The following is a 15,499-nucleotide window of genomic DNA, read 5'->3' on the forward strand; positions in this document are numbered from 1 at the left end:
GGACCGGGTGACCCACGCGCACTCGCACAACTTGTCGTCCGGCCCGTCCCCGCTGGGACCGCTGCCCGCCAAGATCGTGGTCGGGCTGCTGGTCGCGATCGGGGTGGCCGTGATTGCCGGCGCGGCGCTGCTGTGGCCGAGCCGGCAGCACGTCGACATCCCGATGCCGTTCCAGAACGCGGCCGGCGGTGCCGTCAGCACCCAGCGCGGGCACGTGCTGTCCAGCGCACTGGGCGACTGCGGCAGCCCGTCGGCCAATCAGGTGTTGACCACCGCGCCGCAGCCGGGGATGCCGGGCTCGGGCCGCTGCATACAGACCCTGGTCGCCGTCGATTCCGGGCCGAACGCCGGCGCCAACACCTTGCTGGAATCCTCCCCCGGGCCCGGCCAGCCGCAATTCGCGGTCGGTGATCGCATCCGCGTCTCCCGGCAGGTCGACCCGGAGGGCGGCACCAGTTACGCGTTCTACGACTTCGAGCGCGGCTGGCCGCTGGTCGGGATCGCCGTCGTCTTCGCACTGGTGATCGTCGCCGTGGCCCGCTGGCGTGGGCTGCTGGCGCTGGTCGGCATCGTGGTGGCGTTCGGGGTGCTGGTGGTGTTCCTGCTGCCGGCCCTGCGCGACGGCGCGCCCGCGGTGCCGGTGGCCCTGGTGGCGTCGGCGGCGATCCTCTACGCGGTGATCTATCTCGCCCACGGCGTCAACCTGCGCACCAGCGCCGCCCTGCTGGGAACCCTGTCGTCGCTGTTATTGGCTGGCGGATTATCCTGGGCCGCAATTGAATTGACCCATTTGACCGGCCTGGCCGACGAACAGAACTCCACCGTCAGCGCATACCTGGGCAGCGTGTCGATCAGCGGCCTGCTGCTGGCCGGGTTCATCATCGGCTCGCTGGGTGTGCTCAACGACGTGACCATCACGCAGGCGTCGACCGTCTTCGAGCTGGCGCGCGTGGGCGGCGACACGTCACGGCGCGCGATCTTCGTCAGCGCGATCCGGGTGGGGCGCGACCATATCGCCAGCACGGTCTACACGCTGGTCCTGGCCTACGCCGGCAGTTCGCTACCGCTGCTGTTGTTGTTCAGCGTGGCCAACCGCTCGCTGGGCGACGTGTTGATGAGCGAGAGCGTGGCCATCGAGATCGTCCGCTCGGCGATCGGCGGCATCGGGTTGGCGCTATCGGTGCCGTTGACGACGGCGATCGCCGCGGTGCTCGCCAAACCCCGTGCAGTTAGCCCCGTTCCAGCAGCTCCAGCAGGTAGCCGCCATACCCCGACTTGACCATGGTCTGCGCCCGCTCTGCCAGGCCATCGTCGCTGACCCAGCCGCGCCGCCACCCGACCTCCTCGGGCACACTGACTTTCAGGCCTTGCCGGCGTTCCAGGGTGCGCACGAAGTCGCTGGCGTCCAGCAGCGAGTCGAAGGTGCCGGTGTCCAGCCAGGCCGTGCCGCGAGCCATCACCTCGACCGACAGGCACCCGCGGTTGAGGTAGATCCGGTTGACGTCGGTGATCTCGTACTCGCCGCGCGCCGACGGCTTGAGGCCCTTGGCGATCTCGATCACGTCGTTGTCGTAGAAGTACAGGCCGGGCACCGCGTAATTGGACTTCGGCGTGGCCGGCTTCTCCTCCAGCGACAGCGCCAGGCCATCGGGACTGAATTCGACGACACCGTAGGCCGACGGGTTGGCCACCCAGTAGGCGAAAATCGCTCCGCCACTGATGGTTTGAAATCGATCGAGACTGGTACCCAGTCGCGGGCCGTAGAAGATGTTGTCTCCCAACACCAAAGCCACAGGATCTTTACCGATGTGGTTCTCGCCCAATATGAAAGCCTGCGCCAGGCCGTCGGGACTCTCCTGCTTGACGTAGCTCAGATTGATGCCGAATTGTGAGCCGTCGCCCAGCAGTCGCTGAAATCCTTCGGCGTCGTGCGGGGTGGTGATCACCAGGATGTCGCGGATCCCGGCCATCATCAGGGTGGACAGCGGGTAGTAGATCATCGGCTTGTCGTAGACCGGCAGCAGCTGCTTGCTGATGCCCATGGTGATGGGGTGCAGGCGGGTGCCCGAACCGCCGGCCAAGATGATTCCGCGCATTGCGTGTGGCTCCTAAGCCTTAGGTAACGAGGTCGCTCTCGGTGAGTTCGGTGGCTGCCAGCGCCGACGCCAGGTCCTGGTGACGGAACACCGAGGTGACGTGGTCGTGGACGACCCGGAACGCCAGCGCGGAGTTGGTGCTGCCCTTCTGTTCGACGACCACGACGCCGTCGTGCACATACATCGGACCGAGCTCGGTGGTCTCGCGGGGGGAGCTGGCCCATTGGCGCAGCGCCTGGTGACCCTGCTGGGCCCCGTGCGCGTCGCCCAGGTCGATGTCGTCGCTGGATAACGCCGCCAACGTCTCGATGTCGGCGGCGTTGAGGGCATCGTGCCAAGCCAGGACGGTGGCGATCTCCGAAGTGGTCATGGTCTGAAAGTTACCGTGTGGCCTTTTTCAGCATGTCGTTTCCTGCCTACAGGGGCGTGCGCTCCAGCCAGTTCCGCCAGACGGCGTCGTCGCCGAATACCTCGACGCCGGTGTCGTCGACAGTGGTTCGGCGCGACAGCACCAGCAGCAGCTCGGTGGCGCCGCCGCGCAGCGCCACGCTGCCCTTGCCGTGCTCGTGTGCAAAGGCGATGCGCCCCTGGTCGACGGCGACGGTCCACTCCCCGGCCTCGCCCAGGTCCGGATCGGTGGCGTGCAGGTGCAGCGTGGTGCCGTCGTCGAGCGGCAGCGCCGCGCCCTTGTCGCCGGCCTGGACCGCGATGCGCTCCAGGAATTCGGTGATCGCGTCCGCCGCGACGTCGGGGGCCAGCGCGAAATCGGTGCCGAGCGCCAGCGCGGCGTCGGCCCGGTGCACGGCCGTCTCGTGCAGCCGGCGCCGGATCCACCAGTTCGCCGGGCGGTTGCCGAGGAACGTCCACACCGGCGTTTCCACGCCCGACAGCTCTACGGCATCCACCAGACGCTGCGCCCCGCCGTGCAGCCAGGAGATGGCGTCGGCCCGGCCCGGCGGCGGCTTGCCCGCCTCGACGCTGCGGAAATCGAGCGGCTCGTCGAGCCGGTCGCGGACGATCTGAGCCGCCCAGCGATCGCCGCGACCGACATGGCGGAACACCTGCTCGAGTCCCCAGCCCGGGCACGTCGGCACCGGTGTCGCGCCGTCCGCGTCGTGGAAAAGCTCCGAGAAGGCACGGTTTTCGGCAAGAAATGCGGCCGCGTAATCCACGTGGTCAGGCTACCCGCCCGGGCGCTACGGCCGGCGGGCACCGAGCCGGAACACCTGCCAGCCGGCCTGCTTCCAGCGGTCGACATCCAGGCAGTTGCGGCCGTCGACCACGACCCGCGCGCGCACCCCGTCGGCCAGGTCATCGGGGTCGAGTTCGGTGAACTCACTCCACTCGGTGAGCACCAGGACGGCGTCGGCCCCCTGGCACGCCTCGGTCACCGACACGGCGTAGTTCAGCGTCGGGAACAGCCGGCGGGCGTTTTCCAGGGCCTTCGGGTCGTAGACGTTGACGGCCGCGCCGTTGAGCTGCAGCTGACCCGCCACGTTGAGCGCGGGGGAATCGCGGACGTCGTCGGACTCGGGCTTGAAGGCGGCGCCGAGCACGGCGATGTTGGCGCCCAGCAACGAACCCCCGCAGGCGGCGGTGGCCAGCTCGACCATCTTGGTGCGCCGCCGCATGTTGATGCTGTCCACCTCGCGCAGAAACGTCAGCGCCTGGTTGGCGCCCAGTTCACCGGCACGAGCCATGAACGCGCGGATGTCCTTGGGCAGGCAGCCGCCACCAAAACCCAAGCCCGCGTTGAGGAATTTGCGTCCGATCCGGGGGTCGTATCCCAGCGCGTCGGCCAACAGCGTGACGTCGGCATCCGCCGCCTCGCACACCTCGGAGATGGCGTTGATGAACGAAATCTTGGTCGCCAGAAAGGCATTGGCAGAGACCTTGACCAGTTCCGCGGTTTGCAGGTCGGTCACCAGCAGCGGCGCACCGGCGTCGAGCAGCGGCGCGTATAGCTCGCGGACCACCGCTTCGGCGCGCTCCGAATCATCTTGCACGCCAAGCACAATGCGGTCGGGGTGCAGCGTGTCGTGTACCGCGTAGCCCTCGCGCAAAAATTCCGGGTTCCAGGCGATTTCGACGTCGACCCCGGCGGGGGCCAGCGCGGCCGCCCGCTGCCGCAGCTCCGCCGAGGTCCCGACGGGAACGGTCGATTTGCCCACCAGCACGGCCGATCTGCTCAGCCTGGGCACCAGGCTGTCGATGACGGCGTGGACATGCGACAGGTCGGCGCCGTATTCACCCTTCTTCTGCGGCGTGCCCACTCCCAGGAAGTGCACGTCGGCGAAGTCGGCCGCCATGTCGTAGTCGGTGGTGAACCGCAGCCGCCCGGCCGCCAGGTTGTTGGTCAACAGCTTTCGCAGGCCTGGTTCGTAAAACGGGATGTCACCCGCGGCGAGCTTGGCGACCTTGCCGGGATCGATGTCGACCCCGATGACCTCGTGCCCCAGTTCGGCCATGCCGACTGCGTGCGTGGCGCCCAGGTAGCCGGTGCCGAAAACAGTGCATCGCATACAACTGGTGTAGGTGGCCGCGATGAGCTAACTGCATCGCCGCGCTGAGCGGGAGGCAAACGGGAGGTGACGAGGTGTCCCTGCTGCCACCAAATCGTTAGCGGTGTCCAAACCCTCCGTGTCCGCCGCCACCGAAGGGGCCGCCGAACCCGCCGTGGCCGCCACCACCGAACGGTCCGCCACCGCCGCCGCCGGGGAAGCCGCCACCGCCGTGGCCCGGGCCGCCGGGAAACTCGCCGCGGCCGGGACCGCCACCTGGGTAGCCACCGCCGCCGCCGGGCCCGAACGGGCCACCCGGCGCGCCGATGATCGGCGGTATGGGTAGCGGGATCGGCACCGGAATCGGCGCTGCCACCGGCGGCGGAGCCGGAACGGGGGCCGCGGGAACCGGCGCCGGCATGGGCGCCTCCGGGATGGGCGCGGGTGCGACGGGCACCGGAGCAGGCGCGGGCGGCGCGGCCGCCGGGACGGGCGCCTCGGGAGCGGGTGCCGGGGCCGGAGCAGCCGCGGGCGCAGGTGCCGGAGCAGCGGCGGGCGCCGGGGGCGCCGCGGGCGCGGGGGCCGGCACCCCTTGAGCGGGTGCGACGACGTTCTGACCTGGAATAGGCCGGACCCCGGACGTTGGCCGGATAGCGATCGCGAGCGAGACGACCAGCGCGCTGACGCCGACGATGAAGATCGCGGCCAGCGCAGTCCCGACCAGCCCGAACGACTTTCGCTCGCGGTAGTCGGCGTCGACGAGCTCGGTCGCGGCGGTCTGCGAGCCGGTGTAGGGCTCGGCGAAGGCGTCGTCGCCGACCGCGCTGTACGCGAGGGCGCCGTCCTCCGAATCCGGGATGTCGAAGTAGCCCGGGGCGACCGCGAACGGGTCCAGCGCCCCGGTGCCCGGGTCTTGGGCGTAGGCGCGCGCCGCGGTCGACGACGAGAAGAGGGGTGCGCCGGCCGAAGCCAGGGCCGCACCCCGGGCGAGCGCGGTCTCCGGCTCCTCGGGCGCCGTGACCGGCAGGGTGGTCGCGGCCTCCAGGGCCGGCTTGATCAGCGGGATGTCGATGCCGGAGCCGACGACGAAGATGGCGTCGGGGCGCGCCTGCATCGACTCGGCGCCGGAGACCATGGTCGCCAGCTGAGCTACCGCGGCGTCGTCGTCGGCGGGCAGGGGCAAACGATGCACGTCGGCGATCGAGCCGTCGGAAGTGTCGACAACAGCCAGCGTCGCGGTATCGGGCTCGATGAACAGCAGCGCGGTCTGGGCGTAGTTCGTCTGGTTCCCGACGGCCTGTGCGAGCGCGGCCGCGGCCAGGAAGGCAGAGACCAACATCACGTTCTCGACCTTGTGGGCAGCCAGCGCATCACGCAGCGCGGCGGCCTCGATGGGGTCGGTCCAGGTGACTCCCGTGGAGGTCAGCTGGTAGCCCCCCTGAGCAGCACCTTCCTGGGTGCCCAGGATCGCCGAGACCACCTGGTCGGCTGCGGAAATCGTTGCAGCGTCATCGTCGGCGGCGACGGCGAAGTTGTCTTCATCGACGGTGGCTCCGTCGCCGTTTTCCCCTTCAACCAGCACCATTCTGACTGCTGATGGCGCCATCGAAACACCAAGTACGGTGTCCATAGCTCCTCCCCAATCGTTCGCTAGCCAGTGAGATCGGGAGCGTCTTCATCCCAAACGCCAGCCCCAGGCCGGACTATTCGAATACCCCCCGTATTCCCCAATTTCTTAAATTTTACGCCCGCTGGCAGACCCGGCCCGGGCCCGACAGCGCCCGCTAGCGGTGCCCGAAGCCACCGAATCCATGGCCCCCACCGAAGCCATGACCACCGCCGAGGCCGCCGAACCCGTGTCCGCCGCCTAAGGGGCCATGACCACCGCCGCCAAACGGACCGTGGCCGCCGGGCAACCCGGGCGGACCATGCCCACCACCGAACGGGCCGCCCCCAAAGGGGCCGGGACCGCCGCCGAACGGCCCGCCCCCGAACCCCCAAAGGGGCCGGGACCGCCGCCGAACGGCCCGCCCCCGAACGGACCGCGCGGTCCGGGGCCGCCGGGCAATCCGGGCGGGCCCATCGGCGCGTGCGGCAACGGGATGAACACCGGCGGCGGAATCGCAGGCAGCGGCACCGGGGCCGCGACCGCGGGCGGGGCGAGGGGATGCGGCACCGCCAGCGGCCTCGGCGCCGGGACTCGCGGCACGGGTACCGCGGCCCGCGGCAGAGCCGGCGCGGGATTGGCCGGGGCGACGATGTTTTGGTCGGGATTGGGCCGCAAGGCAACCGTGGGCCGAATGCTGATCGCGAGCGCAATCTCAAGGGCCACAACCGCACTGATGAATATCACCGCCAGCGTGCTGCCCACCAGCAGGACCGACTTGCGTCGATGCGTGCGCTCGTCCAAGCCGATCGTGGTTTGGGCGTCGGCGTCTTCGTCCGGCACCGCGCTGTAGGCAACGTTGATCCCGCCGGTCGGGGCGTCGGCGGAAAGCGCTGCGGCACCTTGATATTCGGGCAGGTAGCCCACGCATTGGCCGGCGAACGCCAACGGGTCAACCTCGCCGGTGCCGGGATCCTGCGCGTAGGCCAGCGCGACCGTGGACGAGACGAACAATGGCGCATGCGCCGACGCCAGCGCCGCGCCCTGGGCGAGGGCCATCTCCGGCTCGTGCGGCACCGAGAGCTGAAGCGAGGTCGCGGCTTCCAAGGCTGGCTTGATCATCGGGACGTCCACGCCGGAACCGACGACGAACACGCCGTCGGGGACCGTCTCCAGCGATTCGATGCCGGAGACCATCTGGGCCAGCTCGGCCACCGCCCGATCCTCGTCGTCGGAGAGAAGCTGGCGGTGCGCCTCGGAGACCGACCCGTCGGAGGTGTTGACCACCGCCAGCGTCGCGCTGTACGGCTCGACGAAGAGCAACGCCGTGCGCGCGTAGTTGGTCGCGTCGCCGACCGCCTGGGCCAGCGCGGCCGCGGCCATGAAAGCCGAAACCAGCATGACGTTTTCGACTTTGTGGGCGATCAGCGCGTCACGCAGCTGCGCGGCTTCCACATGGTCGGCGCAGGCGACCCCGCTGGACAGCAGCTCATAGCCGCCCTCGACCGCACCTTCGCGGGTGCCCAGGATGGCGGAGATCACCTGATTGGGCATGGTGGAAGGCGAGGCCCCGCCGGAGACGTCGAAGTGGTCTTGGTCGACGATGACGCCGTCGGCGCTTTCGCCTTCGACGAGGACCATGCGGAGCCGTGTCGCCCCCGTCGAGACGCCAAGTACGACGCCTTCCACCTCGCCAACACCCCCTGCAATTCGCCATCACGTCCGTCGATCACGCGGACAGCGCGCCACCAGGTCATCCCAGTGTTTTGTTGCCACGGCGGCGCGAACTCGGCCGTAGATCCGTGACCCTCCCCAATGATTCGACCCTACTCGCGCAGCACCAAAGACGGGAAACACCAGGTAAACAAGGCCAATTGGAGGAGAACACCCAGTGGCGTGGCGCCACCGGTAGGCGATTAGTGGTGCCCGCCGCCGCCGAAGCCGCCGCCGCTGTGACCGCCGCCACCCCCAAAGCCGCCGCCCGCGTGGCCGCCGCCGCCGAAGCCGCCGAGACCGCCGCCGGCATGGCCGCCGCCGAAGCCGCCCAATCCGCCGCCGATCGGGCCGCCGCCCGCATGGCCACCGCCACCGAACGGTCCTCCGCCGCCGATCGGGCCCCCGCCGAGCGGGCCGCCACCGAAGGGGCCACCGCCATGACCACCGCCGAGCGGGGGCGGACTCGCGGGCCCACCACCGCCGAAGGGACCGCCACCGAGCGGGCCACCACCATGGCCACCGCCGACGGCGCCACCGGCGGGCCCGCCGCCGAGCGGACCACCGCCGTGGCCGCCGCCGAGGGGTGGCTGGCCACCGGGTTCGCCAGCAATGCCACCGGGGCCGTTACCCGGGAAATGGCCCGGCGCACCGCCATTGGACCCGCCGACTCCCGTGCCGGGCGGCGGTGTGTGCCCCGCACCCTCACCGGGATTGGGCGGCCAGCCCTGCGACGGCGGAACCTGGTGCGGCGGCGAGTGCGGAATCGTCCCCGTGCCTTCGGGCGGCGACGGAGGTTCCGGCATGCGCACCGGCGGCGGCTCGGTCAGCACACGCTGCGGGGGCGAAAGCACCGGCGGGGACTCGATCACCGGGGGCCTGATCATCGGCGCGGGAACGGGCAGATGGACCGGCACCGGGACGGGCAGGATCGGCGCAATCGGCACCGGCACCGGCACCGGCGCCGCGGGCAACGGAGGCGCGACGGGAGCCGGCGCGGGCAGCGCCGCGAGGACCGGCGGCCTGGGCACCGCCGCCGGGGCCGGCAGACTGATCTTGGGCGTGGGCGCCGACGCCTCGACCCGCGGGGCGGCCGGGGCCTGTTGCGTTGGGACGATGAGACTTTGGTTCGGGCTGGGCTGCAGAGCCACCGTCGTGCGGATGCCGATCGCGAGCGCGATCTCCAGCGCCACCACCGCGCTGATGGCAACCACCGCCAGCCCGCTGCCGACCAGCAGGATGGGCCTGCGCCGTTGGGTGCCCTCGGGACCGAATCCCTCGGACGTGTCGATGACGACCGTCGGGGCGTCCGCGTCCTCGTCCGAAACCAGGCTGTAGGCGAGCTCGTCGGCGGATTCATCAGGGGGCGCAAGGGGATTCACGACGTATTCGGGCACGACGTACGGGTCGACCGTGCCGGTGCCGGGGTCTTGCGCGTACGCCAGCGCTGCGGTGGACGAGGCGAACAGCGGTGCGTTGGCCGAGGCCAGGGCCGCGCCACGGGCCAGCGCCGTCGCCGGCTCCTCGGCCACGTTCACGCGCAATGAGGTCGCCGATTCCAGCGCCGGCTTGATCGGGGTGATGTCGACACCCGAGCCGATTACGAACACGCCGCCGGCGGGATAGTCCTGCTCTTCGAGCCAGTAGACCATTCCGGTGAGCTGCGCGAGCGCGTCGTCGTAGGACTCCGCTTCGATCGCTTCCTTATAGATGTCGACGATGGAGCCGTCGGAGGTCTCGACGATCGCCAGCGTCGCGGCGTCGGGCTCCACGAACAACACCGCGGTGCGCTCGTAACCCATTGCGCCACCGACCGATTGGGCCAACGCCGTCGCCGCCAGGAACGCCGAGACCAGCATGACGTTCTCGAGCCGGTGGGCGGACAGCGCGTCCCGCAGGACGGCCGCCTGGACCTGATCGGTCCACGTGACCCCGACGGAGGACAACTCGAACCCCGCCTCGGTCGCGCCTTCGCGGGTACCCAGGATCGCGGCGATCACCTGATCCGGCAGTGCCGTCGGGTCCGAGTCATCGATCGCGGTGACCGCGAACCCATCCTCTTCTACCAAAGCGCCGTCGGCGTTTTCGCCTTCGACCAGAACCATCTGGACCGAAGCCGGTGCCATCGACACCCCGAGCACGATATCCAAAACCAACCCCTCCAAAGGCGGTGCGACCGAGCGAAGCTCGGGCCGAGGAGGAAATCTTTCGACTAACTAATCATTGCGCATTCAGGCGCCGCGGGCACGCTCCGCAACTTATGTAGAACTTATGAAATTTTGGTACGACCGCGACGGCGTCGGGCCGCGCTGGCCCTGGTACTTCGAGCCGACGCTCGAGCTGCCGTAGGGGTGCTCGGCCGCGCTCGTCAGGCGCAGGATGCACAGCTGCCCGATCTTCATGCCAGGCCACAGCGTGATCGGCAGGTTGGCGACGTTCGACAGCTCCAGGGTGATGTGACCGCTGAAGCCCGGATCGATGAAGCCGGCCGTGGAGTGCGTCAGCAGGCCCAGGCGGCCCAGTGACGACTTGCCTTCCAGGCGACCCGCCAGGTCGTCGGGCAGCGAGATGAGCTCCAGCGTCGACCCGAGCACGAACTCGCCCGGGTGCAGGACAAAGGGCTCCCCCGAGGCGGGTTCGACCAAGCTGGTCAGCTCGTCCTGCTGCTTGGCGGGGTCGATGTGGGTGTAGCGGGTGTTGTTGAAGACCCGGAACATGCAGTCGAGGCGCACGTCGATGCTGGACGGCTGCACCAGGGTGTCCTCGAAGGGATCGATGCCCAACCGCCCGGCGGTGATTTCGGCCCTGAGGTCACGATCGGAGAGCAGCACGCGAAGAGCCTAACCGCTGCCTGGTTCGCGTCGCCGCGGCTTCAGTCGGCGAGATACGTCTCCCGGCCGGTGGGGTATCCGCCGCCGGTCGTCGTGACGTGGACGTGGTCGTAGTGGCCGAGCCTGCTCGCCTTGGCGCCGTCGGGCGTGTAGTAGACGCCGCGCCAGATCGCGTCCTGGATTCCGAACCGCTTCGCGTTCGACATGACGTAGGCGACGATCGCGTCGCCCAAGGCGATCCCCTGCGCACTGCCGGGGTCCGGAATCATCATGTCGACGGCGAGGCCGAGCGGGTGCCACGGCAGCGGATCCGGTCGCACACCACCGATTTCGTGGATTTGCGGGAACTTCGCGCTGATGCTGCGCTCCACCAGGATCGTGCGGACCTGTAAGCCCCGTTCGTTTGCGATGCCGACAGGCAGGAAGCGCGCTCGCGTGTGGTATCTCGATGCGGCCTGCTGGCCGTCGGGGAATGCCGTCTCGGCCGCGTTGTGGGCCACCTTCGGCCCCGCCGCGACGAGTTCCAGGTAGGACGGCTCGTCAACACCAATTACGGGTTTGGCCGCCTCGGCGTTGGCGAATGGATGGAAATCGCCGCCCGCCGCGAACAGGACGTCGGCCGTGAGCAGCAGCGCAGCCAGCACTACCGGCGACTTCCGGTGCTTGCTGGCTAATCTGTGGCGACCCACGGAAAGCACATTACGGTGCAATAACGAAATAATAAATATAGAAATGCGAATTTGTGAAAGGAATAACTCCGTTCGGCAGCCGGATACGCTGCCCACGGACCTGACCACGGCGTCTGTCGCCGGGTGCTAGCCTTCCTTGGCGGCAATGCCGATGTAGTTCAATGGCAGAACATCAGCTTCCCAAGCTGAATACGCGGGTTCGATTCCCGTCATCGGCTCCATGAAACCCCTCTTCAGTGGGCATGTCAGCCGACTGAAAATCCGCCGTTATGAGGCTCTCTTAACCGTCGCTTGACCGTGGCCTGGCGACACCCCGTCCTCGAAACGGTTTGCTGAGTCGCGGGTGAGTAGTGCCATGCTGGCTATCGCCACCAGTGCAGCACGAGGGTTCTTTCTACTCGGCGGAAGTCGGCGCGGACCAGGCGATCGCGGGGGCGCGAGCTAACCCGCGTCACGGATCGAGACAAGGCCACCGATCGTTCACCCTCGACGCGGTGCGGCGAGGACGCGAGATCGTTTCCATGCTCAATGGCGGCGCGCGCCCGGACCGGGATTATCCGCGCCTCATCGCCGACATCCGGTCGGGCCGGATCAACGTGCGCGACCGATAGATGGGGTGCGCAAAGCGTCAGGCGCTTCGATGCGAACCTATGATTGCGCGCAGCACGACTTGAAATGGATGAGCAGCAGGAGATCATGAGCACGACACAGCTTGCCCTGAAGGGTATCCGGGTCATCGACATGACCCGCGTATTCGCCGGCCCGATGAGCGCGCAGATACTGGGCGACCTCGGCGCTGACGTGATCAAGGTGGAGCGGCCGGGCAGCGGTGACGAAGGGCGCGGTTACGGTCTTGCCTCGGTCGAGGGCAAGGATGGCAAGGACCTTCGCCAGTCCGGCTTCTTCACCGCGTCGAACCGCAACAAGCGGTCGATCACGGTCAACCACTCCAAGCCGGAGGGGCAGGACATCCTGCGCGCCCTGGTCAAGACCGCGGACGTCCTGATCGAGAATTACAAGGTCGGCGACCTCAAGCGGTTCGGGCTGGATTACGAGAGCCTGAAGGCGATCAATCCCCGCCTCATCTACTGCTCGATCACCGGCTTTGGCCAGACCGGGCCGATGGCGGCGCGCGCGGGCTACGACGGGTTGTTCCAGGCGAGCGGCGGCATGATGGCCGTGACCGGCATCCCCGAAGGCCAGCCCGGCGCGGGGCCGGTGAAGGCCGGTCCCAGCCTGGTCGATTTCGTGACCGGCCACAACAGCGCCATCGCGATCCTCGCCGCGCTGAACCATCGCAACAGCACGGGCGAGGGCCAGCATATCGACATGGCGCTGCTCGACAGTTCCGTGGCGATGATCTGCCACATCATGCAGGACTATCTCATCAACGGCGTCCAGGCGGAGCGTTTGGGCAATGGTGGCAACGGCGGCGGCCCCGCTGACCTCATCCATGCGCGCGACGGCATGACGTATATAACGGCCGGCAGCGACGCCCACTGGCGGCGCATGTCGGAGTTGATGGGCGAGCCCGAGCTCTACGCCGACCCGCGCTTCGACACCAACGCCAAGCGGGCCAAGACCAATCGCGCGGAGTTGATCGACATCATCAACGTGTGGAGCCGGCAGTTCACGACGGAGGAGCTTCAGGCGAAGTTCGATAGCGTGGGGATCCCGGCCGCGCGCTATAACGATCTGGCGGAGGTCTGGGACGATCCGCAGGTACAGCACCGGGGCCTGCGCGCGACGACGCCGCATGTGTGGGCCGCCGCCGGATCGGTCGACCTGATCGGCAGCCCGCTGGCGGGCATGGGCGCGACGCCTGCGACGATCCGCCGCCCACCGCCGCTGATCGGCGAGCACACCGCAGAGATACTGGGCGAACTGGGCTATGACGCGGCGCGGATCGCGGGCTTGCAGGAGCAGGCGATCATCTGATCGAGAGGGCGGTTTGCTTTGGACGCATCCGCCTCGCTATGGCGTACAAAGCGAGGCAATCCACCGGCGTAGCGGCTGGTTGCTGCGCTACGCTCGCCGTGGCGAGTTGAGCCTGGTCCCCTTTGTTGGCGTCGCCGCTGAACCACTGTGAGTCGTCCATCTGCCACATATTGCGAAAGTATCTGTCGCACAACGAAATAATGGTGTCGGACAGTCGATGCAACGGAAATCAGCGAGGCGACGGCTGACGACTGTAGAGGCGGACCAGCGCCATGATCCCAGTGAGAAGAATGGTGAATAACGCCGCCGAGGCGCCTGATTCGTACACGTCGGCGATCTGGATGGTTTTGCCGCCGCGGACCGCGACGCCCTCGGCCGGATGGATCAGGCTGGTGAAGACCTGGGTGGCGGTGGAAAGCCAGAACAGGCACGGTAGCAGCCAGTAGCCGCGGCTCTGAGTGACCGGTCGCGCGGGGAATCGCGTCTCTACGAGCGCGACGAGCTGGAAAATCAACCAGCCCGTGAGAAGCCAGCCGAGGAAGTTCGTCAGCGGAACTCCCAGCGCTCCGGTCGGATGGTCATAGGAGTACCAGTCGTGCGCCGTCGCCCCGATGGGGTCGTTCACGAGGTCATAACCCCCGAGGATGAATGTCGCCACGATGGGCGTCGTAAAGCGTTCGGCGCCACCGACAGCCACACCGGGAGCGGGTCGCATGATCACCCGCGCCAGCGCCCAGGCCAGCCAGCCGAACATAATCCAGCTGGCGACGGCCACCGGGGGGACGCCCAGGGGTTTCGGACCCGGCAGGTGATGGACGTAGGAACCGAATGGGAACCCGGTGGCGACGCCGATTGCCTCCAATGCGAAAGCGACGACGGCGGCGATGACCACGAACGCGGCCATGCCTCGAGCGGAGTAACCCAGCCACGCATGGACGACGACGAACAGGATGAGAAATCCCATTTGGGCGCCCCCGGCTTGAGCAGCCAGCGACGGACGCACCGCCATGACCGCCGCGGCGAGCACCGTGAGGACGAGCAAAACCCAACACAACGGCGTGAGAACTTTCATGCGCGCCTCCGACTGCCAGGCCCCCGTCCCGGTCAGCATATCGGCTGGCCAGTTTGCTGGGTGCGGTGAAACGCGTCGCGGTCGACAGCCAACAGCGTGGTGTCGCCGCGCGCTTGCGGCCAAGCCTGACGCCGCCACCTGCAGCGCTGAAACATCGTCCACACCAATCGGTTTGATGACCCCAGACCCACGGCGAGCGCGTAAGTCGCTGGTAGCTTTACCGCCATGGGTGCTTTGGACGGACGCGTGGCCTTGATTACCGGCGGGGCTCGAGGGCAGGGTCGCGCACACGCGCTGGCGCTGGCGGCCGAAGGGGCCGACATCGTGGCCGCCGACGCCCCCGACGCGATGAAAGACCTGACCTACCCCTTAGGCAATGAGGACGACCTGCGGGAAACCGCGAAGCTGGTCGAGGCGCTGGGCGGGCGTTGCGTGCCGCTCACCCTGGACGTGCGCGATGCGGCCGCGGTCGACGCCGCGGTCAAGCAGACGGTCGCCGACCTGGGCAGCCTCGACATCGTCGTGGCCAACGCCGGAATCGTCAGCACCGGGTTGCTGGAAGACGTCAGCGACGTGGTGTGGCAGCAGCTGATCGACACCAACCTGACCGGCGCGTTTCACACGCTGCGGGCCGCGATACCGGTGATGCGGCAGCAGCGGTTCGGCAGGATCGTCGTCACCTCCTCGATGGGTGGCCGGATGGGCATCCCCGAGCTGGCCGCGTACAACGCCACCAAGTGGGGTGTCATCGGCCTCGCGAAGTCCGCCGCCCTCGAGGTCGCCAAGGAGGGCATCACGATCAACGTCGTCTGCCCGACCACCACGCAGACGCCGATGGTGCAACCCACCGGCAGCGATGACGTCCCCGACGAGTTGGTGCGCCGGATGACGAGGGCCAACCCGATACCGCAGCCCTGGCTGCAACCCGAAGACGTCAGCCGCGGCGTGCTTTACCTGGTCACCGACCCCGGGGTCGTCACCGGAAGCGTGCTGGAGATCGGCCTCGGCGGCAGCGCCCGCATCCACTGATACGTGAGGTAGCCGGCTACGCGT

14 protein-coding genes and 1 tRNA gene are annotated in these 15,499 nt (G+C 68.4%); 5 read left to right on the forward strand and 10 right to left on the reverse strand.

What is annotated here, in order from left to right; translation table 11 throughout:
* Positions 1 to 7 precede the first annotated feature (7 nt).
* Complete coding sequence (locus MRAB57_RS05200) at positions 8 to 1,279, forward strand: YibE/F family protein (protein ID WP_077090400.1); 1,272 nt, start codon at positions 8 to 10, stop codon at positions 1,277 to 1,279.
* On the opposite strand, the gene rfbA is transcribed toward MRAB57_RS05200, so the two are convergent.
* The 9 genes from rfbA to MRAB57_RS05250 form a co-directional block, all read right to left on the reverse strand.
* Positions 1,230 to 2,096, reverse strand: coding sequence for a glucose-1-phosphate thymidylyltransferase RfbA (gene rfbA / locus MRAB57_RS05205; protein WP_077086613.1), 867 nt, complete (start codon positions 2,094 to 2,096; stop codon positions 1,230 to 1,232). The two genes, MRAB57_RS05200 and rfbA, sit on opposite strands and share 50 nt — an antisense overlap.
* A 19-nt stretch (positions 2,097 to 2,115) precedes the next feature.
* Positions 2,116 to 2,466: a nuclear transport factor 2 family protein gene (locus MRAB57_RS05210; RefSeq protein WP_077086614.1), complete on the reverse strand. Its 351-nt coding sequence runs from the start codon at positions 2,464 to 2,466 to the stop codon at positions 2,116 to 2,118.
* Between the two features lie 46 nt (positions 2,467 to 2,512).
* Entirely contained in the window at positions 2,513 to 3,268 is a 756-nt protein-coding gene (locus tag MRAB57_RS05215) for a maleylpyruvate isomerase family mycothiol-dependent enzyme (RefSeq protein WP_077086615.1), read from the reverse strand.
* A 24-nt stretch (positions 3,269 to 3,292) separates the two neighbouring features.
* Positions 3,293 to 4,618 (reverse strand): UDP-glucose dehydrogenase family protein, encoded by a 1,326-nt coding sequence (locus MRAB57_RS05220; RefSeq protein ID WP_077086616.1) that lies wholly within the window; start codon positions 4,616 to 4,618, stop codon positions 3,293 to 3,295.
* A gap of 97 nt (positions 4,619 to 4,715) precedes the next feature.
* On the reverse strand, positions 4,716 to 6,227 hold the full coding sequence (locus MRAB57_RS05225) for a DUF7159 family protein (RefSeq protein ID WP_077086617.1): 1,512 nt from the start codon (positions 6,225 to 6,227) through the stop codon (positions 4,716 to 4,718).
* A gap of 237 nt (positions 6,228 to 6,464) precedes the next feature.
* On the reverse strand, positions 6,465 to 7,844 hold the full coding sequence (locus tag MRAB57_RS05230) for a DUF7159 family protein (RefSeq protein WP_245835837.1): 1,380 nt from the start codon (positions 7,842 to 7,844) through the stop codon (positions 6,465 to 6,467).
* A gap of 275 nt (positions 7,845 to 8,119) precedes the next feature.
* Complete coding sequence (locus MRAB57_RS28740) at positions 8,120 to 10,042, reverse strand: DUF7159 family protein (RefSeq protein ID WP_245836064.1); 1,923 nt, start codon at positions 10,040 to 10,042, stop codon at positions 8,120 to 8,122.
* Positions 10,043 to 10,174: 132 nt separating this feature from the next.
* Positions 10,175 to 10,747: a dCTP deaminase gene (gene dcd / locus MRAB57_RS05245; protein WP_077086619.1), complete on the reverse strand. Its 573-nt coding sequence runs from the start codon at positions 10,745 to 10,747 to the stop codon at positions 10,175 to 10,177.
* A gap of 41 nt (positions 10,748 to 10,788) precedes the next feature.
* On the reverse strand, positions 10,789 to 11,436 hold the full coding sequence (locus MRAB57_RS05250; RefSeq protein ID WP_077086620.1) for a VldE C-terminal domain-containing protein: 648 nt from the start codon (positions 11,434 to 11,436) through the stop codon (positions 10,789 to 10,791).
* 147 nt (positions 11,437 to 11,583) lie between these two features.
* Here MRAB57_RS05250 and MRAB57_RS05255 point away from each other — a divergent pair.
* The 3 genes from MRAB57_RS05255 (at position 11,584) to MRAB57_RS05265 (ending at position 13,374) form a co-directional block, all read left to right on the forward strand.
* A tRNA-Gly gene (locus MRAB57_RS05255) sits at positions 11,584 to 11,657 on the forward strand.
* 153 nt (positions 11,658 to 11,810) lie between these two features.
* Entirely contained in the window at positions 11,811 to 12,047 is a 237-nt protein-coding gene (locus MRAB57_RS05260; protein WP_077086621.1) for a hypothetical protein, read from the forward strand.
* 64 nt (positions 12,048 to 12,111) lie between these two features.
* The gene (locus MRAB57_RS05265) at positions 12,112 to 13,374 is read left to right on the forward strand and encodes a CaiB/BaiF CoA transferase family protein (protein ID WP_245835838.1); all 1,263 of its coding nucleotides are present in this window, start codon (positions 12,112 to 12,114) and stop codon (positions 13,372 to 13,374) included.
* A 229-nt stretch (positions 13,375 to 13,603) separates the two neighbouring features.
* Here the strand turns inward: MRAB57_RS05265 and MRAB57_RS05270 are convergent, their stop codons facing one another.
* Positions 13,604 to 14,416 (reverse strand): carotenoid biosynthesis protein, encoded by an 813-nt coding sequence (locus MRAB57_RS05270; protein ID WP_077090402.1) that lies wholly within the window; start codon positions 14,414 to 14,416, stop codon positions 13,604 to 13,606.
* Positions 14,417 to 14,671: 255 nt separating this feature from the next.
* Here MRAB57_RS05270 and MRAB57_RS05275 point away from each other — a divergent pair, with 255 nt between their 5' ends.
* Positions 14,672 to 15,475 carry a mycofactocin-coupled SDR family oxidoreductase gene (locus MRAB57_RS05275; RefSeq protein ID WP_077086622.1) on the forward strand — a complete coding sequence of 268 codons (804 nt, stop codon included), beginning with the start codon at positions 14,672 to 14,674 and terminating at the stop codon, positions 15,473 to 15,475.
* The last annotated feature ends 24 nt before the right edge of the window (positions 15,476 to 15,499 follow it).

Source organism: Mycobacterium rhizamassiliense (assembly GCF_900157375.1).
Taxonomy (GTDB): Bacteria; Actinomycetota; Actinomycetes; order Mycobacteriales; family Mycobacteriaceae; genus Mycobacterium; species Mycobacterium rhizamassiliense.

What these genes read in the sequence shown, in the direction of transcription:
- rfbA (WP_077086613.1), bottom strand. Translation starts at nt 2,096, where the DNA reads ATGCGCGGAATCATCTTGGCCGGCGGTTCGGGCACCCGCCTGCACCCC.
- MRAB57_RS05210 (WP_077086614.1), bottom strand. Translation starts at nt 2,466, where the DNA reads ATGACCACTTCGGAGATCGCCACCGTCCTGGCTTGGCACGATGCCCTC.
- MRAB57_RS05220 (WP_077086616.1), bottom strand. Translation starts at nt 4,618, where the DNA reads ATGCGATGCACTGTTTTCGGCACCGGCTACCTGGGCGCCACGCACGCA.
- MRAB57_RS05225 (WP_077086617.1), bottom strand. Translation starts at nt 6,227, where the DNA reads ATGGACACCGTACTTGGTGTTTCGATGGCGCCATCAGCAGTCAGAATG.
- MRAB57_RS05230 (WP_245835837.1), bottom strand. Translation starts at nt 7,844, where the DNA reads ATGGTCCTCGTCGAAGGCGAAAGCGCCGACGGCGTCATCGTCGACCAA.
- MRAB57_RS28740 (WP_245836064.1), bottom strand. Translation starts at nt 10,042, where the DNA reads ATGGCACCGGCTTCGGTCCAGATGGTTCTGGTCGAAGGCGAAAACGCC.
- MRAB57_RS05265 (WP_245835838.1), top strand. Translation starts at nt 12,112, where the DNA reads ATGGATGAGCAGCAGGAGATCATGAGCACGACACAGCTTGCCCTGAAG.
- MRAB57_RS05275 (WP_077086622.1), top strand. Translation starts at nt 14,672, where the DNA reads ATGGGTGCTTTGGACGGACGCGTGGCCTTGATTACCGGCGGGGCTCGA.